This is a genomic window from Polynucleobacter sp. AP-Elch-400A-B2 (assembly GCF_018688355.1).
In the GTDB taxonomy this organism is placed as follows: domain Bacteria; phylum Pseudomonadota; class Gammaproteobacteria; order Burkholderiales; family Burkholderiaceae; genus Polynucleobacter.
Genome location: NZ_CP061317.1, coordinates 1,777,308 through 1,802,525, shown reverse-complemented (window position 1 = coordinate 1,802,525; position 25,218 = coordinate 1,777,308). Strand labels below are relative to the sequence as shown.

The following is a 25,218-nucleotide window of genomic DNA, read 5'->3' as shown; positions in this document are numbered from 1 at the left end:
TAATTAGCTGATGCGCGATCGTCTTGTTGCTTACGCTTACCTAATCCGTCTGGATAAACCGATCGGAACGCTACTACTATTGTGGCCAACTTTGTGGGCACTTTGGCTAGCAAGCGGTGGTTTTCCTCAATGGCAGCTTTTGATTATTTTTATCTTGGGAACATTTTTAATGCGTAGTGCCGGTTGCGCTATGAATGACTATGCAGATCAAGATTTTGATCGCCATGTTTTGAGAACTAAAGAGCGACCTATTACGAGTGGAAAGATTTCTGGAAAAGAAGCATTAGCAGTTGCAGCTACCTTAGCATTGATGGCCTTCATATTGATTCAACCCCTAAATGCTTTAACCCAAGATCTCTCTTTCTTTGCCTTGGCAGTTGCGATTATTTATCCTTTCACCAAACGTTTCTTTGCTATTCCGCAAGCAGTCCTGGGGATTGCCTTTGGCTTTGGAATTCCGATGGCCTACGCCGCTGTATTAGATTTCATTCCAATGGAAGCTTGGATTTTGTTTGTGGGTAATATTTTCTGGGCTATTGCGTATGACACTGCTTATGCGATGGTCGATCGTGATGATGACTTGCGTTTGGGTTTGCGCACCTCGGCTATTACCTTTGGGCGCTTTGATGTGCTTGCAATTGCTCTGAGTTATTGTGCACTATTCCTGAGTCAGATTTGGGTTGCTCAACTAGCAAACCTGAATAATTACTTTTGGGTGGGTTGGTGTTTCGCTGTAGCCTGCGCCATGTATCACCTCAAACTAGTGGCTAGTCGCAAGCGGGAAGATTGCTTCAAGGCATTTCGCCACAACAACTGGTTGGGTGGATTCCTATTTTTGGGAATCCTATTTGGTCTTACCTAATTCATCACCCATGGCCTTGCCACGTTGGCTTGCGGCATCAATTGCTTTTTCAAGCGCACCATGCCAATCGAGTTGCTTGAGCATATCTAGTGCAGCAGCAGTAGTACCACCTTTAGAGGTAACTCTCTCACGCAATACGCCTGCATGCTCATCTGAGTTATGCGCCAATTGTGTAGCACCCTCTAGAGTGGCATAAGCAAGCTTGCGAGCGGTAGCTGCGTCTAATCCAAGCTTTTCGCCACTCGATTGCATGGCCTCTAAGAAAGCAAACACATAGGCAGGACCGCTTCCAGAAACAGCGGTAACCGCATCCATGAGTTTTTCTTTATTCACCCAGACCGCTTGACCTACTGCATTACAAATAGTTTCTGCCAAGGCGCGGTCTGCAGTATTGACGGCAGCGTCAGCGAATAGTCCAGTGATGCCCTTACCAATTAATGCTGGGGTATTAGGCATCGCACGTACACAACGCTCATGATCAAGCCAGCGACTCATATCTTTAAGACGAATGCCCGCAGCAATGCTGAGAATGAGTGGGCCCGGTGCAGTGGCATGTTTTAGTTTTGTACTTAAAGACTTAGCTACCGTATTAAAGTCCTGGGGTTTAATTGCCATGACTACGACATTGTTTTTGGTGAAGTTAAAAGCAATTTGATCTAAAGCGCCAATGATCTGCACACCAAAATCTTGGTGCAATTGCAAGCCAGTACTGGCGTTAGCCTCGACTACAGAAAGTTGATTAGCCTCAAAACCATTGGCTAGCAAGCCACTAATTAAAGCGCGACCCATATTGCCACCCCCAATGAAGGTGATGTGGGCGTTTTGGTTTGTTTGATGTGTGCTCATGCCTTAATCTTATCGCGCTTCCCAAAAATGGCACTACCTATGCGTACCATGGTGCTACCTTCAGTGACCGCAGCCTCCAGATCATCAGACATCCCCATGGAGAGCGTATCAAAGAAATCATATCCAACATCACTAATATGCTTTGCCTTAATCCCGACAAAGCACTCTCGAACAGCAGCAAAAGATTGACGTTGTTGGTTGATATCATCGCTGGGTGCAGGGATAGCCATGAGCCCACGAAGCACTAAATTAGGTAATTTGGAAATCGCATCGCAAAGAGTGTCGACCTCTTCGAGAGAAATACCGCTTTTACTATCTTCTTCGCTGACATTAATTTGAACGCAAACTTGCAATGGGCCTAAGTTAGAGAATTCTCCACGTTGAGTAGAAAGACGTTCTGCAATTTTGAGGCGATCAATGCTGTGTACCCAGTCAAAGTGTTCTGCAACATCACGTGTTTTATTGCTTTGTAGTGGACCAATAAAATGCCACTCTAGCCAAGGGCGCAATTTAGCAAGTTGCTGAATTTTTTCAACGCCTTCCTGAACATAATTTTCACCAAAGGCAGTTTGCCCCGCATGCATAGCCTCCTCAACCGCTATAGCAGGAAAGGTTTTACTGACAGCAAGTAGCTGGATATCCTCTGGCTCACGTTTAGCTGCCAAGGCTGCTAACTCAAGTCGCTGCCTAACCATCATCAGGTTGGTGGTGACTTGACTCATGATTGGATTCGGTTTTTTTGACTAATGAGTTGGTCAACAATCTCAATCCAATGCATGACTGGATTGTCATCTTGTTGAAGATGAGTGATGCAGCCAATATTTCCGGAGACAATCACTCGTGCGCCAGACTCTTCGCAGGCAGCATTGAGATGAGTTAATTTGTTATGGCGTAATTGCTCTGAGAGTTCAGGCTGAGTTACTGAATAGGTTCCCGCTGAACCGCAGCAGAGGTGGCTATCCGCGCATAAGCGCACGCCAATGCCAATACCAGCTAAAAGACTCTCTACCTTGCCGCGAATTTGTTGACCATGTTGCAGTGTGCAGGGCGGGTGATAGACCACACCAGGTTTTGGATCGGCACCCACTAGGGTCACGAGCTCTTCCTGAAGTGCTGGCAAGATTTCTGAAATATCTTTAGTCAGAGCAGAGATGGTCTTGGCCTTAACAGCGTACTGGGGATCATTCGAAAGTAGATGACCATAGTCTTTGACCATCACACCACAACCAGAAGCGGTCATCACAATGGCTTCAACGCCTTGCTCAACTTGCGGCCACCAGGCATCGATATTTTGTTTGGCATTTTCTAGGCCGCCCGCTTGATCGTTTAGGTGGTGGCGCAATGCTCCACAGCAAGTAGCGTTAGGCGCAGAAATTAACTGAATCTTGAGTGCATCTAAAACACGTGCTGTTGCTGAGTTGATGTTTGGTAGCATGCCAGGCTGAACGCAGCCCTCGAGCAATAGCATCTTGCGTGAGTGGCTAGTCTGCGGCCTTGCGAAGGGATCAGTGTTTGGATTGAGTGCTTTATTTTTAGCTTCCGGAATCTTGCGCTGGATACCACTAGGCATGAGTGGGCGAACTAAGCGACCAATCGCCATTGCGGAATTAAATAACTTAGGACTAGTTAAACCCTCTTTCAGGGCCCAGCGCGTGAGACGCTGACCAAGAGGACGCTCGGGAGTATTTTCTTCTGCCCACTTGCGCCCAATATCGACCAAGTTGCCGTATTGCACTCCACTAGGACAAGTGCTTTCGCAATTACGGCAAGTGAGACAGCGATCTAAATGCAGACGTGTTTTTTCGGTAGGGGCTTGGCCTTCCGCCATTTGCTTTATGAGGTAGATACGACCTCGGGGACCATCGAGCTCATCACCCAGCAATTGGTAAGTAGGGCATGTAGCGGTGCAGAAGCCACAGTGCACGCATTTACCAAGAATTCTGGCAGCTTCAATACCCTCAGGAGTATTGGCGAATTGGGGAGCGAGTTGAGTTTGCATAAGGGCGCTAAAAAAGATGCTTAGGGAAGGCGTGAAGTAGCAAATATGCCTGCTGGATCAAAGGCAGTTCTGAGGCGCGCTTGTACTGCCTCTAAAGCAGTGGAGTGCGCTTGCTCACTCAGTAAGGTAAAGCGTTGTTTGCCTGAGTCAACATTACTTCCTTGTTTAAAACGAGTTGCATGCCCGCCATGAGCGCTAGCTAAGGCCTTAATAGATGCAAAAGTGGCATCATCGCCCGGCGCTTTTAGCCAGCGTTGTTGGCCATGCCATTCCAAAGCAATATCACTGTTCACATTTTCAAAGGCAAGCGGTCCGCAGGCGGCTGGAAGTGCGAGACGATATAAAGTTTCATCACTATTGAGGCTTGAAAAAACAGCTAATTGCTGTTCGCGCAAAGCGGCCCAAAATTCTGAAGCAACTTGAGGGTCTAATTCGCTAGCTTTGACAGCTGCGCCCATAATCGGAATCGCCGCTTTAACTGCAGCAGCAGCACCAGCTAAGCGAATAGTGAGTTCACCATCGCCACCTATTGGGCTGCCGATCCAGCAGCTTGCTGAGAGCGGTAAAGGCTGCCCAGCCCATTCATTTAGGAGCTGCAGTGCACGTGCTTGGGTAATATTGCAACGAAGAGATGCTGTAGCAGCTGGTCGCGGTAATACTTTTACAGAAGCCTCTAGCAACAGCGACAAGGTCCCCATGGATCCAGGTAATAAGCGTGAAACATCATATCCCGCAACGTTCTTCATCACCTTGCCGCCAAAGGATAGGTCTTGGCCTTTACCGTCTAGTATGCGAGCACCCAGAACAAAATCACGTAAATTACCGGCGCTAATGCGCCCTGGGCCTGCCAAGCCTGCAGCAATCGCTCCACCAAAAGTCGCGCTCTCGCCAAAGTGAGGCGGCTCGAATGCCAGCACTTGATTCTTATCGGCTAGAGCAGCTTCAATTTCTTTTAGTGGTGTACCAGCGCACGCAGTAATCACCAGCTCTTCAGGCTGGTATTCCAAGATCCCCGAGTAAGTGCGGGTATCTAACTTGGTATAAGAATTGGCGTTCCCATACCAGGACTTTGTGCCACCACCTTCAATGGATAAAGGAGTTTTGTTTTTAACTGCTGCCAGAATTTGTTCTTGAAATAAGTCAATATTTGTATTGCTAGATGCCGACATTAAAAACGCTCCAACTCAGGATGCGGTAAGTTGCCACCACTAATGCGCATGCGGCCATATTCAGCACAACGGTTCAAAGTAGGAATAGCCTTATCAGGATTTAATAAGCGCTCTGGATCAAATGCGGATTTAACGCCCCAAAATGATTCGCGTTCGCCTTCACCAAATTGAACGCACATGGAGTTAATTTTTTCAATACCAACACCGTGTTCACCAGTGATCGTGCCATCAAGTTCAACACAGGCTTCTAAAATTTCAGTACCAAATTCTTCGGCGCGATGCCACTCTTCTTGATCCGCACCGTTAAATAAAATGAGGGGGTGCATATTGCCATCGCCCGCATGAAATACATTTAAGCAGGCAAGCCCATATTTCTTTTCCATACCCTGAATACGTTTTAGTAGGGTGCCAATATTTCTACGCGGAATAGTGCCATCCATGCAGTAGTAGTCTGCAGCTAAGCGACCGGCTGCTGGGAAAGCATTTTTGCGACCGCTCCAAAACTTCAAGCGCTCCGCTTCGTTCTGAGAAATCTGAATACCGCTAGCGCCCGCTTGCTCTAAAACTGTTGTCATGCGCTCAATTTCTTCTGCAACCTCTTCAGGCGTGCCGTCGGATTCGCAAAGCAGAATTGTTTCGGCCTCGAGGTCATATCCCGCATGAACAAATTCTTCTACTGCGCGCGTTGTGGCTTTGTCCATCATCTCTAGGCCGGCTGGAATAATCCCAGCAGCAATGATGGCCGCTACTGCATCAGCGCCCTTTTCAATATCGTCAAAGCTAGCCATGATGACGCGCGCCAACTTGGGTTTAGCAACTAGCTTTACTGTGACTTCAGTCACGACAGCAAGCATGCCTTCACTACCCATCACAATTGCTAACAAATCGAGTCCTGGGGAGTCTGGTGCAAGACTGCCGAACTCTACGATCTCGCCGTTCATCAAGATGCCGCGCACCTTTAAAACGTTATGAAGTGTCAGGCCATATTTGAGGCAGTGCACGCCGCCGGAGTTTTCATTGACATTCCCGCCAATAGAGCAGGCGATCTGTGAGGATGGATCTGGAGCGTAATACAGTCCGAGATGAGCCACCGCTTCGGAGATCGCTAAATTACGAACACCTGGTTGCACAACTGCAGTTCTCGTGAACGGATCGATGTTGATGATCTTTTTGAGTTTGGCTAGCGAGAGTACCAGGCCCTGGGAGATGGGCATGGCCCCTCCCGATAGACCGGTGCCAGATCCGCGGGGTACGATGGGCACCTGCATCGCAAAGCAAGTCTTCAAAATCTGGGCAACCTGCTCCTCAGTCTCCGGTAGAGCTACCGCTAGCGGCATACGTCGATAGGCTGCCAGGCCATCGCATTCATAAGGAATCGTGTCCTCAGGCTCCCATAGTAAGGCATGTTCGGGCAGGATAGGGCGCAAGGCCGATACCAATTTGGATTGCAGGGCGGTAATAGCCGCGAGTTCGGGGGGTGGGGTCACCATATTCATAGGAATCATTTTAGCCATTTACCTATAATTAGTTTTATGGGAAATCGACTTTCAAAAATAGCCACCAGAACTGGTGATGCCGGCATGACCGGGCTTGGCGATGGTAGCCGGGTAGAAAAGGATCATTTGCGCATTTGCGCTATGGGCGATGTGGATGAATTGAACTCCGAAATCGGGGTTTTGATGACTGAATCGATCCCCGAGAGCCTTGCAGAGGAGCTCAAAAACCTATTTTTGCAAGTACAGCATGACTTATTTGACCTGGGTGGGGAGCTTTGCATTCCTAACTACACCCTACTCAAACCAGAGCAAGTGGCTCAGTTGGATATTTGGCTGGAAAAATTCAATGCGACTTTGCCTCCTCTGACTGAATTTATTCTTCCGGGCGGCACTCGCGCAGCTTCTCAGGCCCACGTCTGCCGCACAGTCTGTAGACGGGCAGAGAGATCGATTGTGCGTTTGGGTTGGGAGGAGCCTTTGTATGATGCTCCGCGTCAATACGTTAATCGCTTATCGGATCTATTATTTGTATTAGCGCGGGTTCTGAATCGTGCGGCAGGCGGTCAAGACGTTTTATGGAAGCATGAAAAAAAAGAGACTAAATAAATTAGTCTCTTTTAAAGTTAATAAGGCAAGCTTGCCTTATTGTTCCATTTCTTCACTTCTTCACTTTTCTGCGATTCTTCACAGCTAAAGCCAAGCGTTGTAATACGTTGGCTGAGTCTTCCCAATTAATGCAAGCATCGGTAATACTCTTGCCGTATTCCAATTTGTTTGGATCGTCTTTTCCAGGTGAGAATTTTTGTGCACCATCATTGAGGTGACTTTCAATCATCACACCAAAAATGTGATGTGAGCCAGATTCAATTTGTTCGGCAATATTTTCTGCCACCACAATTTGACGCTCATGTTTTTTGCTGGAATTCGCATGAGATAAGTCAATCATCAAGCTGGCTGGAAGCTTAGCTACTTCTAGCTCGGAGCAGGCTGCTTGAACATATTGCGCTTCATAATTAGGCTCTTTTCCGCCACGTAAAATAACGTGACAGTCTTTATTGCCCTTAGTTTCCACAATAGATACTTGGCCGTTCTTATGCACTGATAAGAAGTGGTGTGGGCGGCTGGCTGCCTGAATGGCATCGGTAGCAATCTTGATATTGCCATCGGTGCCATTCTTAAATCCGATTGGTGCTGAGAGGCCAGAAGCGAGTTCGCGATGCACTTGACTCTCGGTTGTGCGTGCGCCAATAGCACCCCAAGAAATCAGATCTGCAATATATTGCGGAGAAATTACATCCAAAAATTCGCTACCTGCAGGCATGCCTAGGCGATTGATTTCCATCAACACTTGGCGAGCCATTCGCAGACCTTCTTCAATGCGATAGCTCTCATCTAAGTACGGGTCATTAATTAAGCCCTTCCAGCCAACCGTTGTGCGTGGCTTTTCAAAATAGACACGCATCACAATTTCGAGTTCACCCGCAAAACGATCACGCTCTGCGAGTAATCTTTGGCAGTACTCTAGCGCTGCACGCGGGTCGTGAATCGAGCAAGGCCCAATGATCACGAGCAGGCGATCATCTTTTCCATGAATGATGTCGCGAATCTTTTTACGTGTCTTGCTGATGAGTGCTTCTGTAGGTGTTCCAGCGATCGGAAAGAAGCGAATCAAATGCTCTGGTGGTGGCAGAACAGTAATGTTGTGAATGCGTTGATCATCCGTATCTGACGTTTTATCAACGGCAGCGTACCAGTTTGCGGGATTCGTATTTTGTTGGCTCATCCGATTATTTTAAGCCGTATTAAGCCGTACCTCCGACAGTCAGGCTATCGATGCGTAAAGTTGGCTGCCCAACACCCACAGGGACGCTCTGACCTTCCTTGCCGCAAACCCCGATGCCGCCGTCTAATTTCAGGTCATTTCCGATCATAGAGACCTGTTTTAAGGACTCCGGGCCGCTACCAATGATGGTGGCGCCCTTAACTGGATATTGAATTTTGCCGTTTTCTACCCAATAGGCTTCTGAGGCTGAAAATACGAATTTACCGCTAGTAATATCGACTTGACCGCCTCCAAAGTTAACTGCATATAGGCCACGTTTAATGCTGGCTACGATTTCTTGAGGATCATCCTTGCCCGCCAACATATAGGTATTGGTCATGCGGGGCATCGGTAGGGAGGCAAAACTCTCGCGCCGTCCATTGCCTGTCAGGGGCATATTCATGAGCCTGGCATTCAGGCTATCCTGAATGTAACCCTTCAAAATACCATCTTCGATCAAGGTAGTGCATTGGGTGGGCGTGCCTTCATCATCAATATTGAGTGAGCCACGACGACCGGAAAGTGTTCCATCATCCACCACAGTGACACCTTTAGCAGCAACGCGTTGTCCAATGCAGCCAGCAAAAGCAGATGAGCCCTTGCGATTAAAGTCCCCTTCAAGGCCGTGACCTACCGCTTCGTGCAATAAAACGCCAGGCCATCCTGGTCCCATTACTACTGTCATTGGGCCAGCTGGGGCGGGGCGAGAGTCTAAATTAATCAGTGCGCCATCAACCGCTTCATCAACATATTGATTAATGAGTTCTGTATTGAAGTAGTGGTAATCATGACGAGCGCCACCTCCCGAAGATCCAGATTCGCGACGACCATTTTGTTCGGCAATCACATGGACCGACACCCGCACTAGCGGACGTACGTCAGCTGCTAATAGGCCATCCGCTCGAACTACGAGCACCACATCAAACTCACCAGCCAAGCTAGCCATAACCTGGATGATGCGCGGGTCACGTGCTTTTGCGCGACGCTCAATGCTTTCAAGCAAAGCAATCTTTTCTTGGGGCGCTAGTGAATCTAGGGGATTTAAGTCTGAGTAGAGTTCGTTGGATACGGGTGTGAAGATTTTGCTTGCAACCGCACGTGTACCACCTTGGGGTCCAATCACGCGCGTAGATTTGGCTGCCTTGTTGAGGGCCTCTAAATTGATTTCATCAGAGTAAGCAAAAGCGGTCTTATCACCATAGATTGCGCGCACGCCAACACCTTGGCCAATGTTAAAGCTGCCGGATTTCACAATACCTTCTTCAAGGCTCCAGCTCTCGCTACGGGTGTGTTGGAAATAAAGGTCGGCATCGTCGAGCTGATGCGTAAACATATTGCCGAAGGTATGATGCAAATCTTGCTCAGAGAGCCCGCTTGGCTCAAGCAAAATAGATTTAGCCAGCTTGAGAAGGTCGGCCTGTTTTTTGGGCTTAGTCCAATCACTTGGAAATAATGCTTCTGGTGCTCTCATCTTGATTTTGCTGAACTTTCTGTATTAAAGCTTGCGGTGTTTTAGTGCGGGTAGCTTAGAGCGTACCTCTTTTAATTTATCTTTGCTGAGCGTGCCCTGAATAAAACCTTCACCTTCAGGAAGATTGCTCAATATCTCTCCCCATGGGTCAATTAGCATGCTCTCACCCCAGGTGCGCCGCTGATTCAAGTGAAGGCCGCCTTGGGCTGATGCTAGGACATAGCATTGGTTTTCGATTGCACGAGCCCGCAGAAGAATTTCCCAATGATCTTTACCAGTGGTGAAAGTAAATGCAGCTGGAATAATGTGGCAATCCACTTGGCCAAGGGCACGGTACAACTCTGGAAAACGTAGGTCATAACAAATGCTTAAGCCAAAACGCCATTCAACTTCATTTAGCTGGATTACAAATTGGCCTGGTTGGCTACCCGCTGAAATAGTTTCAGACTCTTCGTAACGCTCCGTTGGAGTTTGAAAACCAAACAAATGAATCTTATCGTAACGAGCGATTTGTGTGCCTTGGGGATCAAATACTAGTGAGGTATTGAGAACCTTATTGGATTCTTTGGCCTCCAAAGGAATGGTTCCGGCAACTAGATAAATATTATTTTCTTGTGCGATTGAGGCAAGTCGCTCTTGAATCGGACCAGACCCAGCTGGCTCCCGTGCATTGATCTTATCGGTATCTTTTAAACCCATTAAGCAAAAATATTCCGGCAACACAGCAAGCTGTGCTCCGCAAGCTGAAGCAGCCTTAATTAAGCGAGCTGCAGTCTCGAGGTTTTCATTGAGACTAGGAGTCGACACCATTTGTATCGATGCTATCTTGAGTTCAGAAGCATTTCTTGGTGCGTTCATCTATTTAACCTGGTATTTGGGTAGTGGTGTTTTGGTTTGCAGGTGGATTTACAGGAGCAGAATTAAGGGGGTTTGGTTTTGTTTGTTCTTTCAGTAGATTCTTAGTACGAATCGTCTCTAAAGTTTTAGCATCGAGTGGCTGACCCTTTTGATCTAGCGGGATCACTTCTGGATTTTCCCATGATCCTTGAACTAAATAATCTGTCTGCATGGTGCGGTTAATTTGATTAGTGATGAGGTACTGCCCTAACACTGCTCCTAGGCCAATAATGGGGTTGATTGCAAATGCTGCTAGTGAGCCTGCGGTGGCGTCAATCGTAGGAAAGATAGTGATTCGGAGATCCTGGGTTTCTTTAGCGACATTAATTTGACCTGTCATGGCAACCCGAGCTTGATCCAGAATCATGGTGAATTGTTTGGTTTGCGCAACGCCTTGCGTAATCTCAAAGTTACTAGCAATGGAATTAAAGGGCGTGCCTTTGGTTGCTAAATTTCCTAGACTACCTTTTAGGTCAAGGGTTGCAAATCTAAAGAGGCTTTGCAGACTCAGAACATCTAGTAACTTAGCGCCATCAGTGTTGACCTCTAGTAAGCGTCCTTTGGTGAGGTCTAGGCTAATGCTGCCAGCAAGAGAATCATATGCTGGAGAAAAGGGTGAGCCAGACCATGACATTGAGGCATTGAGCTTTCCTTCACCACCCTCTACCGACTTAGAGTTACTCCAATGGGCAATAATCTGCCCCGCATCTTTAATATTCACGTCCGCAGTGAATGCGCTCAGTTCAGGGTTATTTGGGGTGCGAGCCTGCCACTGACCTTTAATGGTTGAATTACCTTGAGGATTATTAATTTGCATTGACTCAAGCTTCACGAGATCGCGATTAGTTTTAGATTTGATCTTGACGGCACCGAGTTGTGCCTTGGCCCAACTCAAATCATCGATCGTTAAATCTAAGCTGGGGATAGCATTTGGATCGACAGGGGTCTTGAGGGGGGTTGCTTTTTGTGGGGCACTTTCCTTAGATACAAATTCTGGAGATATACGTTGATCTGGAACTTTTAGGCGTGTAAGTCTTCCAGAGACAAATCCACTAGGGTGATCACTGCCGCCGGGTTGCCATTGCACCTGACCAGCGATCTGGGGTGAATTTAAACGCAGTTGCCAAGCGATGTTTTTTTTCTGAGACTGCATGCTGACATCAGTCCACTCGCGGTCTAGGGCAATTAATTTCTTCACTTGGGCAGAGATTTGTACATCCTCCTCAAGGGTATTTGACGGATTAACTTCATTCGTTTTACCCTTTGGTTTTCCTGCCCCTAAAAATGCTACCCACTGATCAAGATCTAGCTCATTGCTTGCCAAGTGGAGTGAAGTGCCTTGTTGTGGCAATGCTGTTGGAGACCCAATGCCGACTGCATTTTTAATTTCATTCGCAGAATTGAGATTGCCCTGAAGGAAATATTGACCTCCTAATTTTCCAGACCAATCTGCGCGCACTAAATTCGTTTTGCTGGCTGGATAAATTTTTAGATTGAGCTCTCCCAACATAGGAGTTCCTGCTAATTTCTTGGCAGGTGAGGGGGCGGAACTAGCCCAATTACGTAAATCAAAATTGAGTTTGGTTTGGCTGCCTGCTTTATTAAAGTTAATCAGACCTTCATATTTAGCTGATCCACTCATCGCACTCAGGAGTGCTGGGTGAGCTCGAGATCTTAAATCTCCCGAAATGTAATCTTTGATGAAGCTAGCATTAATATTGCCTCCAATGCTAAAGCTAGTGTTGCCTGCCGAAGAGGGTGCGCTAGCAATTTTGAAAGCGCCACCTAAAAAGTTTGCGGTGACATTATCAAACTCAGGATTGACTTCGGTAATGCGCACCTTACCCTTTAGATTTTCCAAGGGGGGAGCCTGTCCCCATTGCACTTGATTTCCGGGAAGGTTAATTTTTGCATCGAAGCTAACATCGTCGCTGCCAGCTAGCGGAATTTTTAAGTCAAGACCCATATTCACAGGGCCTTTGAGAGTGAGATTTTTGGCTAAGTTGGCTTGCGCAATACCTACGGGTGATGCAAATAGGTATTCGAGGATTTCAGGGCTATCACCCTCAATGGAGCCATTCATGAGCAAGGCCAGATTTTTAGCGCTGAGATCTGGAATTTGAGCTTTGACCTTGGTAATACCCACCTTTTGATAGCTTGCTTTATCGACGTCAATATTCAAAGCTGCTTGTTTCAATTTGATGGTGCCGCTGACATTATTGAGTACCGACCAAACCCCTTGGCTTTTTGGTAGCAGAGGTGCTGGCTTGAAGCTTGTTTTGGAGAAAGGTAGATTTAAGCTGAGCTCTCCGACTGTGCCAGCTGGGTAAGGCGCTTGATTGGGGTCGCCCTTGATGTGCAAAGAGCCGTTTTGAATCTCCCCAGACTCAAAGGCTTTGCTAAGGTATAGGCGGCTATCTTTATCTATTCCTACTGGCAGATAGCGATGTGCTGTTGCTAGCTTAGCTTTAACAAACTCCATATCTAGCGTTATTTGATCGGGTTGTTTGGTTTCGCCGATCAGATAGCTGAGATCAAAATTGGTGGTGATTTCAGAGTTACTAAGCTGCAGTTTCTTAGCATTGATTAGCCAGCCCCCTTTTTGTTTGGACCAACTAATCTCACCTTTAGCGCGGTCTAATTGAATTTCAGAAGCGGATAAAAAGTCACTCATCTCTAATTCAAGATTGCTCGAATCTAGTGTGAGGTTACCTTGCTTCTGATTGCTCACTAAGTTGCCAGATAAATGTGAGGCTGAGGGCATCGATTTATTCACTCCAGTGAAGCTAATGTCATTGAGCCTTGCACTGATAGTGAAGTCGAGTTTGTTAGAGGAAAACCAATTTCCCGGAATGGGTAAAGCTGATAGTGCGGATTGGCTTTCGGACCAATTCATATCGACATTCTCTAACTCACCATCTGCTTCGGAAATTTTGATCCATTGATGGATCTTTTTTGACAGAGGAAGATTGAGTGCAAAAAGAGCGATATCTTCTAATTGTATTTTTGGTGATGAGAAGCCGAACTCTTTTATCTCGCCACCATCTTTTGGCGGACGCCAACGGAAAGTAATGGGGCTTAATTTTTCAAGGGGCGCTGTTTGTGGACTATCGATATTGCGCCATGCCAAGGTTTTTGTTGTGATGGAATTTAAGCCGCCATCTGTATCTTGGATGAGCTCTGTCTCCAGCCTGCCAAACTCAAGGGGATCCTCATCCTTGTTTAATTGCACTATCAGTTGATCGGCTATTAAGAATATTTGCCCGCCATTAGCCTTGCCGCCATCCAGCTTCAGGCTACCCTTAGAGTTGATTCTGCCGCCCAAGTCATATATCGGAAGACTGAGATCTTTAGAAATTTGACCGAGTTTGAGTTCAGCAAAATCCCATGAAACAGTTCCGACCCAGTCGCGCCAATTACCCGCCTGGCCACCAAGGTGATGGACAAAGTCAGCCTGGAGTTTGATTGGATTTGGACTCCAAGGAGTTTGAGTGATGAGCTGCCCCTCGTGACTACGAATGCCATTTATTAAGTGGAGGCTCTGAATATCAATGGTAGTTTTTAGTTTTCGACTTTGTTGGTCTTCCCAATAAATTTTGGCATTGTTAATTTGGATATCGTTTTGAGCGAGCAACCAGTTACCGGTTGAAAAATTATCAGCATCGCCTTGAATCGGAATTCCGGCAATGGAAACAATGCCTTTTGCATCGCGCTGTGCGTATAGCTGCGCCCGATCAATGACGATCTCGTGAAAATAGGGTGCTAAATAATAGAAAGAGAGCCAACTGAGTTGCCCGCTGATATTCTCAATGAGTAAGGGCGGGGTGGAAGTGCTTGCGCTATTAAATCGTAATCCTTGAATCGCAAAGCTTGGTCGAACTCCAGTCCAAGATACCTGGACATCATCCATCGTGACATTGGTCCCCAAGCGAGCACTCATTAAGCGCTCAATAGTGGGCTTTGATTTCTCAATCTGTGGCCATAAAACAAAACGCACCCCAAGATGGCCTAATACAAAAAAAGCCACAGTGACACCTGCAAGAATGAGGGCGCGCTTACGCCAGCGACCACCAGAACCTGGAGGACGTTTTTGAAGCACGCTCAGCAGGCGAGTCCAGATGATATTTACAAGCATGGACTCTATTATCCGTCAGCTATTAGGTGATCGCCAAGCTTCTGCAAGTTTGAGTCGAGAGTCGGATTAAGATGGAGAAATGACTGATTTTGCCGCTCAAATTGAATTTCTAAAGCAGCACTCCAGCTACGCGCAACGCTGGCTCAACTCCCACCCTGATTGGGTTGATTGGCTTCGTTCTCAGGGCGCCCAAAAAGTGGATCTGATTGGAATTGGAGATCTATTGAGTCCTTGCCAAGATGCTTTAGCAGCCCCTGAGCAAGATGAGGCTCAGTTTATGGCGGATCTGAGGCTGGCAAGGCAACGCCTCATGCTCTGGATTGCCTTCCGAGACCTCAATGGTATGGCCGATCTCAGTGAGGTAACGCAGGCATTGAGTCATTTTGCTGAGGAGGTAATAGCCCTTGCGATTGCCTATATCCGAGCAGATCAGCAGCGTCGTTTTGGCTTGCCTTGGAGTCGGGTTACAGATTCAGAGATGCCTTTAATGGTCGTGGGTATGGGTAAGTTGGGTGGGCTAGAGCTCAACCTTTCTTCTGATATTGACCTGATCTTTTTGTATGAGCACGAAGGTGATACTCAGGGTGGACCTAAGAGCCTGTCGTATCACGAGTGGTTTACACGAATGGGTAAGCGTCTGATTAAGTTATTGGCAGAGCATGATGCCAATGGGTTTGTATTTCGGGTGGACATGCGTCTGAGGCCTAATGGAGATTCAGGGCCCCTAGTCTGTAGTCTCGATATGCTCGAAGAATATCTATTGGTACAAGGTAGGGAGTGGGAGCGCTACGCTTGGATTAAGAGTAGGTTGATCTCGCCTTTATCTGACTCATCTTCCTTTGCCTATTGCGAGCGTGAGCTAGACCAACTGATTCGCCCTTTTGTTTATCGCCGCCATTTAGATTACGGTGTGATTGCTTCTATCCGTGAATTGCATAGGCAGATACAGCATGAAGCTGAGAAGCGCTCGTCCAATCATCATGGTCGATCTAGGGATATTAAGTTGGGTCGTGGTGGTATCCGCGAAATTGAGTTCTTGGCACAAATGTTTCAATTGATGCGCGGTGGGACAGATCCGCGTTTTCGCATTCGGCCTACTCTAGAGGTGTTGGAGTTGGTAAAGCAGCAAGGTATTTTGCCCGCTAAAGAGGTTGATGATTTAAAGGCGGCTTACGTTTACTTGCGTCGCTTAGAGCATCGGATCCAGGTTTGGGAAGATCAGCAGACACACTATTTGCCCGAGGACGAGGGTCCTCGTACTCGTTTAGCGGCGAGTATGGTCGGCCCTGATCAGATTCAAGAGCAAGCCCGTTTTTTATCTGAGCTCGATAAACACCAAACGGCAGTAGCCCAGTATTTCGAAAAAGCTTTTGTACTCGATGATGCTACACGCTTAGACAATACCTCATTGCCAGCAGGCTGGGAACCTGATACCACGCTGTTCCCAGAGGCTACAGCCCGTTGGTTAGCTTGGGGGGACAGCTCTAAGCAAAGACAGTTATCAGAAAAAAGCAGGATCATTTTCAACAACCTCATTCGCAAGGCGGCAGAGAACTTGCAAATGGATCAGCCTATTGTGATTAGCGCAGATCAAACCTTACTACGTTTTTTTGATTTGCTAGAAGCGGTTGCAAGGCGCAGTGCCTATCTATCTATCTTGTCTGAATATCCTCAGGCACTATTAAATGTATTAGCTTTACTCAAGACCTCTCAATGGGGAGCGCAATATTTAACTCGCCATCCCCATCTCTTGGATTACTTACTCAACTCGCGTACTGAGAAAGCCCTGATTGAAAATCCAGAGCAGTATTGGCAGGAAGTAAAAGCGACTTTAGATATGCGTCTTGATGACGTGATGGCAGATGGTGATGGCTCAGAGCAGGCGATGGATATTTTACGTATTACCCATCACACCGAAACCTTTATTACTTTGCTCGCGGATTTAGGAATTGGTGTGGATCACGAGCTTTCAGTAGAGAAGGTGAGTGATCATCTATCTGCTTTGGCAGACTTGATATTGCAGACCACTTTTGAGCGGGTATGGCCTGGCGTTGCCCAGAAGTTTGCATTGCCGCTGGATACGACTGCGCCATTCGCAGTCATTTCTTATGGCAAGTTGGGTGGTAAAGAGTTGGGCTATGCCTCCGACTTAGACTTGGTTTTTTTATATCAAGCCGAAGAAACTGATTTTGCTGCTCAAGAAATTTATGCCTTACTCGCTAAGCGGATGATTAACTGGTTAACTGCCTACACATCAGCTGGCAACTTATTTGAAATCGACACACGTCTTCGTCCAAATGGCTCTGCTGGTTTTTTGGTAACCAGTGTTGATGCATTTAAAAAATACCAGATGCGGGAGGGTGGTAATGCTGCGTGGGTGTGGGAACATCAAGCTCTGACGCGAGCTAGATTCTCGGCAGGATCCAGAGTGGTTGGAGAATTCTTTGACGGTGTGCGATTTGAAGTTTTAAGTCAGAAGCGTGATGTTGGACAACTGCGCCATGAGATTTTGGAAATGCGTCGCAAGGTTCATGCTGGACATCCAAACCCTAGCCCCGACTTTGATTTGAAGCATGATGCCGGCGGCATGGTGGATATTGAATTTATCGTGCAATTTTTAGTACTGGCATTCTCAAACACCTATCCACAGCTGATTGGCAATCTAGGAAACATCGCTTTACTTCGGATTGCTGGAGAGGCAGGCTTAATTCAAACTGCAATAGCGCAAGAGGTAGGAGATGCCTATCGCTTTCTTCGGGCGCGTCAACACCGCTTACGTTTAGATGGTGCAGAAAAGACGCGGGTAGATTTGGGGCTTGAGCCACAACTGGTTCAAGCAAGAGATATGGTTCTGACTTTATGGCAAGAAATATTTCTGGCCCCTTCGAACGCTGAACCGGCTTAGTTTTGCTCTAGGAGCTCGCGAGCGTGTCGGCGTGTGGTATCGGTAATCGTTGCCCCGCCAAGCATGCGCGCAACTTCCTCTACTCGCTCAGACCTTCCAAGTGGAGTGACCTGAGAGAGGGTTTTATCACCCGCCTGAGATTTACTGACTTTGAGATGGTGATTGCCTTGCGCAGCTACTTGCGGCAAATGGGTCACACACAGAATTTGATGAGACTCGCCAAGTTGTCGCAACAACTTCCCAACCGTCTCCGCAACAGCGCCGCCAATACCAGCATCGACTTCATCAAATATCAGCGTAGGTGTAAAGGATGCCTTGCTGGTGATGACGCTAATAGCTAAGCTAATACGAGCTAATTCACCGCCGGAAGCTACTTTAGCTAGTGAACGTGGAGTGCTGCCAGCATGGCCTGCAACCAGAAACTCAATTTGCTCAAGACCATGAGCGCCACCCTCGGCTAAAGGTAGTAAGGCAATCTCTAATTGTCCACCTGCCATCGATAGATCTTGCATTGCAGTGGTAACTTGCTTACCTAAATCTAGTGCAGCCTTGCTGCGTTTTTGTGAAAGCTGCTTTGCTTGCTTTAGGTAGGCGAGCTCTTCTTGTTTCACCCTCTCACGTAAAGCTTCTATATTTTGCGAGGCCGTTAATGCCTCTAAGCGTTCAGTAGTATCTAAAAGAAGCTTTGGTAATTCATCTGCTTCGGTACGGTATTTTCTAGCTGCACCATGAAGCGCTTGCATGCGCTCTTCCACCTCGCTGAGACGTGCAGGATCTAAATCGAGTTTTTGTAAATAACGATTGAGGCCATGGACCGCTTCATCAATCTGAATTTGGGCTGACTCTAAGGCTTGGCTGATATCACTGAGTGCAGAATCATGCTCTGCTAAGGTGCTGATATTGGCGCTGGCCTTAGAGAGGGTAGATTCGACAGAGTTATCTGCATCGCTCAAGGTATCAATTGCTTCTTGGCAGCCGCTCATAATTTTTGCGCCATTGGCCAGACGTGCATGCTCACTTTGAATGGCAGTCCATTCGCCTTCTTGCGGAGAAAGTTCGGTGAGCTCTTCTAATTGCCATTCCAAACGCTCACGCTCGCGTTCAATATCTTGTCCAGCATTTTCAGCTTGCTCGAGTCTGCGACGCGAGTCATTCAGGGTTTTAAATAATTGGGAGACCTCAGTAACCAGATCTAGGTGGTTGGCATGGCGATCCAGTAGTTCGCGTTGCGCGCCACCTTTAAGCAATAGTTGATGTGCATGTTGACCATGAATATCCACTAACTGATCACCTGCTTCTCGCAGTTGTACCAAGGTTGCTACGCTGCCATTAATAAAGGCGCGGCTACGGCCATTAGTCTCTACAGTTCTTTTCAGTAAAAGACTTTGTCCACCATCTTCCAGTGGAAAGCCTTGCTCATCTAGCCATTGATTGAAATGTTCAATTTGCTGTGGATCAATCCGAAAGAGGGCGCTAATTTCTGCGCGGTTGCAGCCTTCACGAATTTGGCTGCTATCTGCACGTTCGCCCAATACCAAGCTGAGAGCATCTAAGAGGATGGACTTACCAGCACCTGTTTCACCAGTTAAGACTGTAAACCCGGAGGAAAAGTCGAGCTCTAGCTGGTCAACAATGACAAAGTCGCGAAGCGATAGTGTTTGTAGCATGGTTTAGCGTACCAAAAAATTCGACATCAGAATGTCGATGGGTACTCATTCCAATGTAACTTCTCGCGCAAGGTTTTGTAGTCACTATGGCTGCGAGGGTGGAGTAGGGTGATAGTTTTTTCAGATTGACTGACTTCAATGATGTCACCGGAGTGCAAATGCGTTTGTGATTGCATGTCAAAGTTCACAATCACTTCTCTGCCATCAACTACCTCAATGCTCACCAGAATATCTTGTGGCAAGACGATGGGGCGATTAGATAAAGAATGCGGTGCAATTGGTGCCAATAGAATTCCGGCAACCCGTGGATGCAGAATCGGTCCGCCAGCGGAAAGGGCATAGGCCGTTGAGCCGGTAGGAGTGGACACAATTAAGCCATCTGATCGCTGGTTGTACATAAATGAACCGTTGACGCGCACTGCAAGCTCCACCATTCCTGATATTCCGGAGCGATTAACTACAACATCATTGAGGGCGAGGGCTTGATTAATTTTTTTGCCATCACGCAATACGACTGCATCTAGTAGTGTTCTGGTATCGGCTTCGTAGTCACCAGCAATAATTTGCGGCAAAACTGTTTCAACGTTCTGAATGGCGATATCGGTCATATAACCCAAGCGACCCATATTGATGCCAACGAGGGGGACATTACTGCCCGCCAGTTGACGTCCAATCCCCAGCATTGTTCCGTCACCACCTAAAACTACTGCTAAATCAATAGCTCCTGCAAACTCCTCTACTTTTTTGATCGGGTAGGCAGTTAGGCTTAAGTGGCTGGCGGTAGCGCTTTCAATATAGACCTCACAGCCTTGCTGGCCAAGTAGCACTGCCAGGTCCTTAAGGCGCTCTTGTATGCCGTCAGCCTGATATTTGCCGACAAGTGCAACCCGGCTAAAGGCCTTTTTGCTGGAATTTGGGGATGGGCTTAACATATAACGATTAAACCATACGCATAAAATCCCTTCCACCATGGATGATCGTTCCCGCGCCTTACTGAAAACCCTCATCGAGCGCTATATCGAAGAGGGGCAGCCTATTGGCTCACGCACCCTATCTCGATTCTCGGGATTGGATCTTTCTGCGGCCACGATTCGTAATGTCATGGCGGATCTAGAGGAAATGGGGCTGGTAACCAGCCCCCATACCTCAGCGGGCCGCATCCCAACCCCAAGGGGCTATCGCCTCTTTGTGGATACGATGGTGACCGTTCGCCCTCTAGAAGAAATTGCCGCTCGCGAGATGGAAAAAGGGCTTTTGCCAGATTCGCCCCAAAGGGTGCTGAATTCCGCTGCGCAAATTCTGTCCAATTTGACTCATTTTGCCGGGGTGGTGATGACGCCTAAGCGGGCTCAGGTCTTTAAGCATATTGAATTCTTGAGGCTGGGTGAAGGCAAAATCCTGCTCATTATGGTTACTCCTGAAGGCGATGTTCAAAACCGTATTCTCCCCACCTCGCAGGACTACACTCCAAGTCAGCTAGTTGAGGCCGGAAATTACATCAATACTCAGTTTGCCGGCAAGAGTTTTGCTCAGGTACGCGCTCATCTTGCCTCTGATTTAGATAACTTGCGAACCGATATCTCGGGGCTAATGACCTTAGCGTTACACAGTGGTGTTAGTGATTACGGTATGGGTCAAGGAGATATGTTGCTATCAGGTGAGCGACGCTTACTGAATGTGGGCGATCTCAGTACTAATTTGGATAAGCTGCGCAAGATGTTTGATATGTTGGAGCAAAAGTCGGTCCTTATGCAGTTGTTAGACGTATCTAGTCATGCCGATGGCATTCAAATCTTCATTGGCGGTGAAAGTGATTTGCTGCCATATGAAGATTTGGCGGTCATCAGTGCACCCTACAGTGTGGATGGTCAGATCGTTGGAACCCTTGGTGTGATTGGACCTACTCGTATGGCATACGATCGAGTAATTCCGATTGTCGACATCACCTCTAAGTTGTTATCGGGCGCATTAAGTGCGCCAATCAGTTCTTAGTAAAATTTATATCTTTTGGCTCTCTTTAATAAAGACGAATATTCCTTGAATCAAAATCCCCACTTACGCCCCTCTAAGACAGCAGTGTTATTGCTTAACTTGGGCACTCCTTCTGCTCCAACGGCTAAGGCAGTCAGACTCTATCTCAAAGAATTTCTATCCGATCCACGTGTTGTAGAAATCCCCCGCATTATTTGGTGGTGTATTTTGAACGGTATTATTTTGCCGATTCGTAGTGGTGCGTCTGCAAAAAAATATGCCTCAATTTGGTTGCCAAAATTAGGTTCTCCATTGATGCATTACTCACGCCTACAAGCAAAAGAGTTGGGTGAGAAATTCGCCAATCACGGTCAAGTCGTGTTGGTAGATTTAGCCATGCGTTATGGCGAACCTTCGACTCAACAAGCCCTAGAAGCCTTACAGGCACAGGGTATGGAGCGTCTTTTATTACTACCGCTGTATCCGCAGTATTCGGCAACTACTACTGCGTCGAGTTTTGATGAAGTGTTTCGCGTACTGGGGACTTGGCGCAATCAACCCGAGTTGCGTTTGGTTAAGTACTATCACGACAACCCTGCCTATATTGCAGCATTACGTGACCAAGTACTCGGCGCATGGGATAAAGATGGTCGCCCAGATTTTGCTGCAGGTGACCGCTTTGTGATGTCTTTCCACGGTCTACCCAAGCGCAATTTAATGAAGGGCGATCCCTACCATTGTGAGTGCTTGAAAACTGGCCGCCTGCTTGGTGAGTCATTAGGTCTAGAGCCTGGACAATACTTAGTCACTTTTCAATCTCGCTTTGGTAAAGCGGAGTGGCTTAAGCCTTATACGGCTCCGATAATTGAAGAGTTGGGTAAAGCAGGTTGTAAACGAGTGGATATTTTTTGCCCAGGATTTCCGGCCGATTGCTTAGAAACCCTAGAAGAGATTGCAATGGAAGCGCGTGAGATCTTTTTGGAGCATGGCGGCAAAGACTACCGCTATATCCCTTGCTTAAATAGCAATCCAAAGTGGATCGATGCCATGTACGACATTGCCCAGCAGCATCTATCTGGTTGGAGTTTAGGTGTTGAATCAGATGCGGTATTGCAGGAGCGCGACCGCTTGGCTGAGTTAGCTAAAGCGAAGATTACTTAAAGTTTGGCGCACTTGAAATTGCCTAAATCGGCCCCATATTGTTGAGAAGTAGCCATCCTGATAGAAAAGTGAATTTGCACCCATGACCCAAGAAAATCAAAATCCATCTCCTGAGCAAGAAAATACTGCTGCCGATCCTCAAGCTGTAGGTGGTTCTGAAGCCGCCCCTGCGGAGGCTGAAGTAAAAACTCCAGAGCAAGAAATTGCCGAGTTAAATCAAAAGCTCACCGAGATGCAGGATAACTTCCTACGCACTAAGGCCGAAGGTGAAAACATTCGCCGCCGTGCCGCCGAAGATATCTCAAAGGCACATAAGTTTGCGATTGAAAGTTTTGCTGAGCACCTCGTGCCGGTTACAGATAGTTTGTATGCAGCCCTGAACGCAGAAACTGTAGATGCCAAGGCCTTCAAAGAGGGCTTGGAGATCACCCTTAAACAACTACTGTCTGCCTTTGAAAAAGGTCGCTTGACTGAGATTAATCCTGCTGTAGGTGATAAGTTCGATCCGCACCACCACCAGGCTATTGCTTCAGTTCCTTCAGACCAGGAGGCCAATACGGTGGTTTCAGTCTTGCAAAGGGGTTATTCCATTGCTGATCGTATTTTGCGCCCAGCCTTGGTAACTGTGAGCGCGCCTAAATAAGGTGCTAAAAGTCCCTAAAAAAGCCTCTAAATGGGGTTTTTGGGGTCAAAAAAGATAAAAAAGGGCAGAAATCTGCCTTTTTTGCTTTTGAACCCTTGAATTTCTCTTCTTCGACCCCATTTATTCCTTATCGAATTATTCGCAGTTTGACGGAATTACACGTAACTTAATTTTTTGGAGCCATTATGGGAAAGATTATCGGAATTGACTTAGGAACCACGAACTCGTGCGTTTCGGTTGTTGAAAACAATGCACCTAAAGTTGTCGAGAACGCAGAAGGCGGCCGCACAACTCCCTCCATCATCGCTTATGTTGAAGACGGCGAAGTGTTGGTTGGTGCACCCGCAAAACGCCAATCAGTAACTAATCCTAAAAACACTATCTACGCAGTAAAGCGTTTGATGGGTCGTAAATTTACTGATGCGGAAGTGCAAAAAGATATTGGCCTAATGCCTTACAAAATTGTGCAAGCGGACAACGGTGACGCCTGGGTAGAAGCACGCGACAAAAAAATGGCACCACAACAAGTGTCAGCAGAAATTCTGCGCAAAATGAAAAAGACCGCCGAAGATTATCTCGGCGAAGAAGTGACTGAGGCAGTGATTACTGTTCCTGCTTACTTTAACGATAGCCAACGTCAAGCCACTAAAGACGCAGGTCGTATCGCTGGTTTAGATGTTAAGCGCATCATCAATGAGCCAACTGCTGCTGCATTGGCATTTGGTTTGGACAAGCAAGACAAAGTGGATCGTAAGATCGCTGTGTATGACTTGGGTGGCGGTACATTCGACGTATCCATTATTGAGATTGCTAACGTAGATGGTGAGAAGCAATTTGAAGTGCTCTCTACTAACGGCGATACCTTCTTGGGTGGTGAAGATTTTGACCAGCGCATCATTGACTGGATCATTGCTGAGTTCAAGAAAGAGCAAGGCGTAGATTTGAGTAAGGACGTATTGGCATTGCAGCGTTTGAAAGATGCTGCTGAGAAAGCCAAGATCGAATTGTCATCTGCACAACAGACTGAAATCAATTTGCCATATGTGACTGCTGATGCAGGCGGCCCTAAGCACTTGAACTTGAAGTTGACCCGCGCTAAGTTGGAATCTTTGGTAGAAGAGTTGATCAACCGTACGGCTGGTCCTTGCTTGACTGCAATTAAAGACGCTGGCGTAAATCCCGCTGAAATCGATGATGTGATTTTGGTCGGCGGTCAAACCCGTATGCCTGCTGTTCAGGACAAGGTAAAAGAAATTTTCGGTAAAGAGCCACGCAAAGATGTGAACCCAGATGAGGCAGTTGCAGTGGGTGCCGCGATTCAGGGATCAGTATTGTCTGGTGATCGTAAAGACGTATTGCTCCTGGACGTAACCCCATTGTCTTTGGGTATCGAAACCTTGGGCGGCGTCATGACCAAGATGATTCCGAAGAATACGACCATTCCGACGAAGCATTCACAGGTTTACTCTACAGCGGAAGATAACCAGCCTGCGGTAACCATTAAGTGCTTCCAAGGTGAGCGTGAGATGGCTGCTGCCAACAAATTACTCGGTGAGTTCAATTTGGAGGGTATTGCTCCGGCACAACGCGGTATGCCACAAATTGAAGTGACTTTTGATATTGATGCCAACGGTATTTTGCATGTCACTGCAAAAGACAAAACGACTGGCAAAGAGAACAAGATCACCATCAAGGCAAACTCAGGCTTGACTGAAGAAGAAATTTTACGCATGGTGAAAGATGCTGAGGCGAATGCCGATGAAGATAAAAAAGCATTGGAATTAGTTACCGCACGTAACACTGCTGACGCTTTAGCTCACTCCACTAAGAAGACTTTGGAAGAGCATGGCTCTGCTTTAGAGGCTTCCGAGAAAGAAGCAATCGAAGTTGCCTTGAAAGAATTGGACGAAGCCATCAAGGGTAGCGATAAAGCTGCTATTGAGGCTAAGACTGAGGCTTTGGGTAAAGCAAGTCAGAAGCTGGGTGAAAAAGCCATGGCTGCAGAACAGGCTAAGGCTGGTGGTGCTCCTGGCGCAGCGCCTGGTGGCGCACAAGCTGCTGCTCCCGATGCTGACGTGGTGGATGCGGATTTTAAAGAAGTGAATGACAAGAAATAAACCCTTAATTAAGAGTCATTTAACGTAGTTTAGAGGTACTTAAATAACAAGTCGGCC

The 25,218-nt window shown here is 47.2% G+C and carries 18 protein-coding genes; 7 read left to right on the top strand and 11 right to left on the bottom strand.

What is annotated here, in order from left to right; genetic code table 11:
• The first annotated feature begins 10 nt into the window (after window positions 1-10).
• A complete protein-coding gene (gene ubiA / locus FD977_RS09270) occupies window positions 11-862 on the top strand; it encodes a 4-hydroxybenzoate octaprenyltransferase (RefSeq protein WP_215305218.1) in 852 nt (283 codons plus the stop codon).
• Here ubiA and proC read toward each other — a convergent pair.
• From proC to FD977_RS09245, 5 genes are read right to left on the bottom strand one after another with little or no spacing between them, the layout of a single operon-like run.
• The gene (gene proC / locus FD977_RS09265; RefSeq protein ID WP_215305216.1) at window positions 845-1,708 is read right to left on the bottom strand and encodes a pyrroline-5-carboxylate reductase; all 864 of its coding nucleotides are present in this window, start codon (window positions 1,706-1,708) and stop codon (window positions 845-847) included. The two genes, ubiA and proC, sit on opposite strands and share 18 nt — an antisense overlap.
• Window positions 1,705-2,430, bottom strand: a complete 726-nt coding sequence (locus FD977_RS09260) for a YggS family pyridoxal phosphate-dependent enzyme (protein ID WP_215305214.1) — start codon at window positions 2,428-2,430, stop codon at window positions 1,705-1,707. The genes proC and FD977_RS09260 overlap by 4 nt, the downstream gene beginning before the upstream one ends.
• The gene (gene glcF, locus FD977_RS09255) at window positions 2,427-3,707 is read right to left on the bottom strand and encodes a glycolate oxidase subunit GlcF (RefSeq protein ID WP_215305212.1); all 1,281 of its coding nucleotides are present in this window, start codon (window positions 3,705-3,707) and stop codon (window positions 2,427-2,429) included. Before glcF ends, FD977_RS09260 begins: the two co-directional genes overlap by 4 nt.
• Before the next feature lie 20 nt (window positions 3,708-3,727).
• Window positions 3,728-4,876, bottom strand: coding sequence for a glycolate oxidase subunit GlcE (gene glcE / locus FD977_RS09250; RefSeq protein WP_215305210.1), 1,149 nt, complete (start codon window positions 4,874-4,876; stop codon window positions 3,728-3,730).
• Complete coding sequence (locus FD977_RS09245; RefSeq protein ID WP_215307116.1) at window positions 4,876-6,381, bottom strand: FAD-linked oxidase C-terminal domain-containing protein; 1,506 nt, start codon at window positions 6,379-6,381, stop codon at window positions 4,876-4,878. Before FD977_RS09245 ends, glcE begins: the two co-directional genes overlap by 1 nt.
• 27 nt (window positions 6,382-6,408) lie before the next feature.
• Between FD977_RS09245 and FD977_RS09240 the strand changes: the two genes are divergently transcribed.
• Window positions 6,409-6,978, top strand: a complete 570-nt coding sequence (locus FD977_RS09240; protein ID WP_215305209.1) for a cob(I)yrinic acid a,c-diamide adenosyltransferase — start codon at window positions 6,409-6,411, stop codon at window positions 6,976-6,978.
• A 52-nt stretch (window positions 6,979-7,030) separates the two neighbouring features.
• Here FD977_RS09240 and FD977_RS09235 read toward each other — a convergent pair whose 3' ends face one another.
• From FD977_RS09235 to FD977_RS09220, 4 genes are read right to left on the bottom strand one after another with little or no spacing between them, the layout of a single operon-like run.
• The gene (locus tag FD977_RS09235; protein WP_215305207.1) at window positions 7,031-8,155 is read right to left on the bottom strand and encodes a 3-deoxy-7-phosphoheptulonate synthase; all 1,125 of its coding nucleotides are present in this window, start codon (window positions 8,153-8,155) and stop codon (window positions 7,031-7,033) included.
• A 19-nt stretch (window positions 8,156-8,174) separates the two neighbouring features.
• Entirely contained in the window at window positions 8,175-9,665 is a 1,491-nt protein-coding gene (gene tldD / locus FD977_RS09230) for a metalloprotease TldD (RefSeq protein WP_251369477.1), read from the bottom strand.
• 24 nt (window positions 9,666-9,689) lie between these two features.
• A complete protein-coding gene (locus FD977_RS09225) occupies window positions 9,690-10,523 on the bottom strand; it encodes a carbon-nitrogen hydrolase family protein (RefSeq protein WP_215305205.1) in 834 nt (277 codons plus the stop codon).
• 4 nt (window positions 10,524-10,527) lie between these two features.
• Window positions 10,528-14,697 carry a YhdP family protein gene (locus FD977_RS09220; RefSeq protein WP_215305203.1) on the bottom strand — a complete coding sequence of 1,390 codons (4,170 nt, stop codon included), beginning with the start codon at window positions 14,695-14,697 and terminating at the stop codon, window positions 10,528-10,530.
• 79 nt (window positions 14,698-14,776) lie between these two features.
• Here FD977_RS09220 and glnE point away from each other — a divergent pair, with 79 nt between their 5' ends.
• Entirely contained in the window at window positions 14,777-17,602 is a 2,826-nt protein-coding gene (gene glnE / locus FD977_RS09215) for a bifunctional [glutamate--ammonia ligase]-adenylyl-L-tyrosine phosphorylase/[glutamate--ammonia-ligase] adenylyltransferase (RefSeq protein ID WP_215305201.1), read from the top strand.
• Here the strand turns inward: glnE and recN are convergent.
• Window positions 17,599-19,269 (bottom strand): DNA repair protein RecN, encoded by a 1,671-nt coding sequence (gene recN, locus FD977_RS09210; protein ID WP_215305199.1) that lies wholly within the window; start codon window positions 19,267-19,269, stop codon window positions 17,599-17,601. The genes glnE and recN overlap by 4 nt on opposite strands.
• Before the next feature lie 26 nt (window positions 19,270-19,295).
• Entirely contained in the window at window positions 19,296-20,201 is a 906-nt protein-coding gene (locus FD977_RS09205; protein WP_215305197.1) for an NAD kinase, read from the bottom strand.
• 37 nt (window positions 20,202-20,238) lie between these two features.
• On the opposite strand from FD977_RS09205, the gene hrcA reads away from it, so the two are divergent.
• The 4 genes from hrcA (at window position 20,239) to dnaK (ending at window position 25,161) form a co-directional block, all read left to right on the top strand.
• Window positions 20,239-21,261 carry a heat-inducible transcriptional repressor HrcA gene (hrcA, locus tag FD977_RS09200; RefSeq protein WP_215305196.1) on the top strand — a complete coding sequence of 341 codons (1,023 nt, stop codon included), beginning with the start codon at window positions 20,239-20,241 and terminating at the stop codon, window positions 21,259-21,261.
• A 45-nt stretch (window positions 21,262-21,306) separates the two neighbouring features.
• Window positions 21,307-22,401, top strand: a complete 1,095-nt coding sequence (gene hemH, locus FD977_RS09195; protein ID WP_215305194.1) for a ferrochelatase — start codon at window positions 21,307-21,309, stop codon at window positions 22,399-22,401.
• A gap of 82 nt (window positions 22,402-22,483) precedes the next feature.
• Complete coding sequence (grpE, locus tag FD977_RS09190; protein ID WP_215305192.1) at window positions 22,484-23,044, top strand: nucleotide exchange factor GrpE; 561 nt, start codon at window positions 22,484-22,486, stop codon at window positions 23,042-23,044.
• Window positions 23,045-23,229: 185 nt separating this feature from the next.
• On the top strand, window positions 23,230-25,161 hold the full coding sequence (gene dnaK, locus FD977_RS09185; protein WP_215305191.1) for a molecular chaperone DnaK: 1,932 nt from the start codon (window positions 23,230-23,232) through the stop codon (window positions 25,159-25,161).
• Window positions 25,162-25,218 lie beyond the last annotated feature (57 nt).

What these genes read in the sequence shown, in the direction of transcription:
- ubiA (WP_215305218.1), top strand. Translation starts at nt 11, where the DNA reads ATGCGCGATCGTCTTGTTGCTTACGCTTACCTAATCCGTCTGGATAAA.
- proC (WP_215305216.1), bottom strand. Translation starts at nt 1,708, where the DNA reads ATGAGCACACATCAAACAAACCAAAACGCCCACATCACCTTCATTGGG.
- FD977_RS09260 (WP_215305214.1), bottom strand. Translation starts at nt 2,430, where the DNA reads ATGAGTCAAGTCACCACCAACCTGATGATGGTTAGGCAGCGACTTGAG.
- glcF (WP_215305212.1), bottom strand. Translation starts at nt 3,707, where the DNA reads ATGCAAACTCAACTCGCTCCCCAATTCGCCAATACTCCTGAGGGTATT.
- glcE (WP_215305210.1), bottom strand. Translation starts at nt 4,876, where the DNA reads ATGTCGGCATCTAGCAATACAAATATTGACTTATTTCAAGAACAAATT.
- FD977_RS09245 (WP_215307116.1), bottom strand. Translation starts at nt 6,381, where the DNA reads ATGATTCCTATGAATATGGTGACCCCACCCCCCGAACTCGCGGCTATT.
- FD977_RS09240 (WP_215305209.1), top strand. Translation starts at nt 6,409, where the DNA reads ATGGGAAATCGACTTTCAAAAATAGCCACCAGAACTGGTGATGCCGGC.
- FD977_RS09235 (WP_215305207.1), bottom strand. Translation starts at nt 8,155, where the DNA reads ATGAGCCAACAAAATACGAATCCCGCAAACTGGTACGCTGCCGTTGAT.
- tldD (WP_251369477.1), bottom strand. Translation starts at nt 9,665, where the DNA reads ATGAGAGCACCAGAAGCATTATTTCCAAGTGATTGGACTAAGCCCAAA.
- FD977_RS09225 (WP_215305205.1), bottom strand. Translation starts at nt 10,523, where the DNA reads ATGAACGCACCAAGAAATGCTTCTGAACTCAAGATAGCATCGATACAA.
- FD977_RS09220 (WP_215305203.1), bottom strand. Translation starts at nt 14,697, where the DNA reads ATGCTTGTAAATATCATCTGGACTCGCCTGCTGAGCGTGCTTCAAAAA.
- glnE (WP_215305201.1), top strand. Translation starts at nt 14,777, where the DNA reads ATGACTGATTTTGCCGCTCAAATTGAATTTCTAAAGCAGCACTCCAGC.
- recN (WP_215305199.1), bottom strand. Translation starts at nt 19,269, where the DNA reads ATGCTACAAACACTATCGCTTCGCGACTTTGTCATTGTTGACCAGCTA.
- FD977_RS09205 (WP_215305197.1), bottom strand. Translation starts at nt 20,201, where the DNA reads ATGTTAAGCCCATCCCCAAATTCCAGCAAAAAGGCCTTTAGCCGGGTT.
- hrcA (WP_215305196.1), top strand. Translation starts at nt 20,239, where the DNA reads ATGGATGATCGTTCCCGCGCCTTACTGAAAACCCTCATCGAGCGCTAT.
- grpE (WP_215305192.1), top strand. Translation starts at nt 22,484, where the DNA reads ATGACCCAAGAAAATCAAAATCCATCTCCTGAGCAAGAAAATACTGCT.
- dnaK (WP_215305191.1), top strand. Translation starts at nt 23,230, where the DNA reads ATGGGAAAGATTATCGGAATTGACTTAGGAACCACGAACTCGTGCGTT.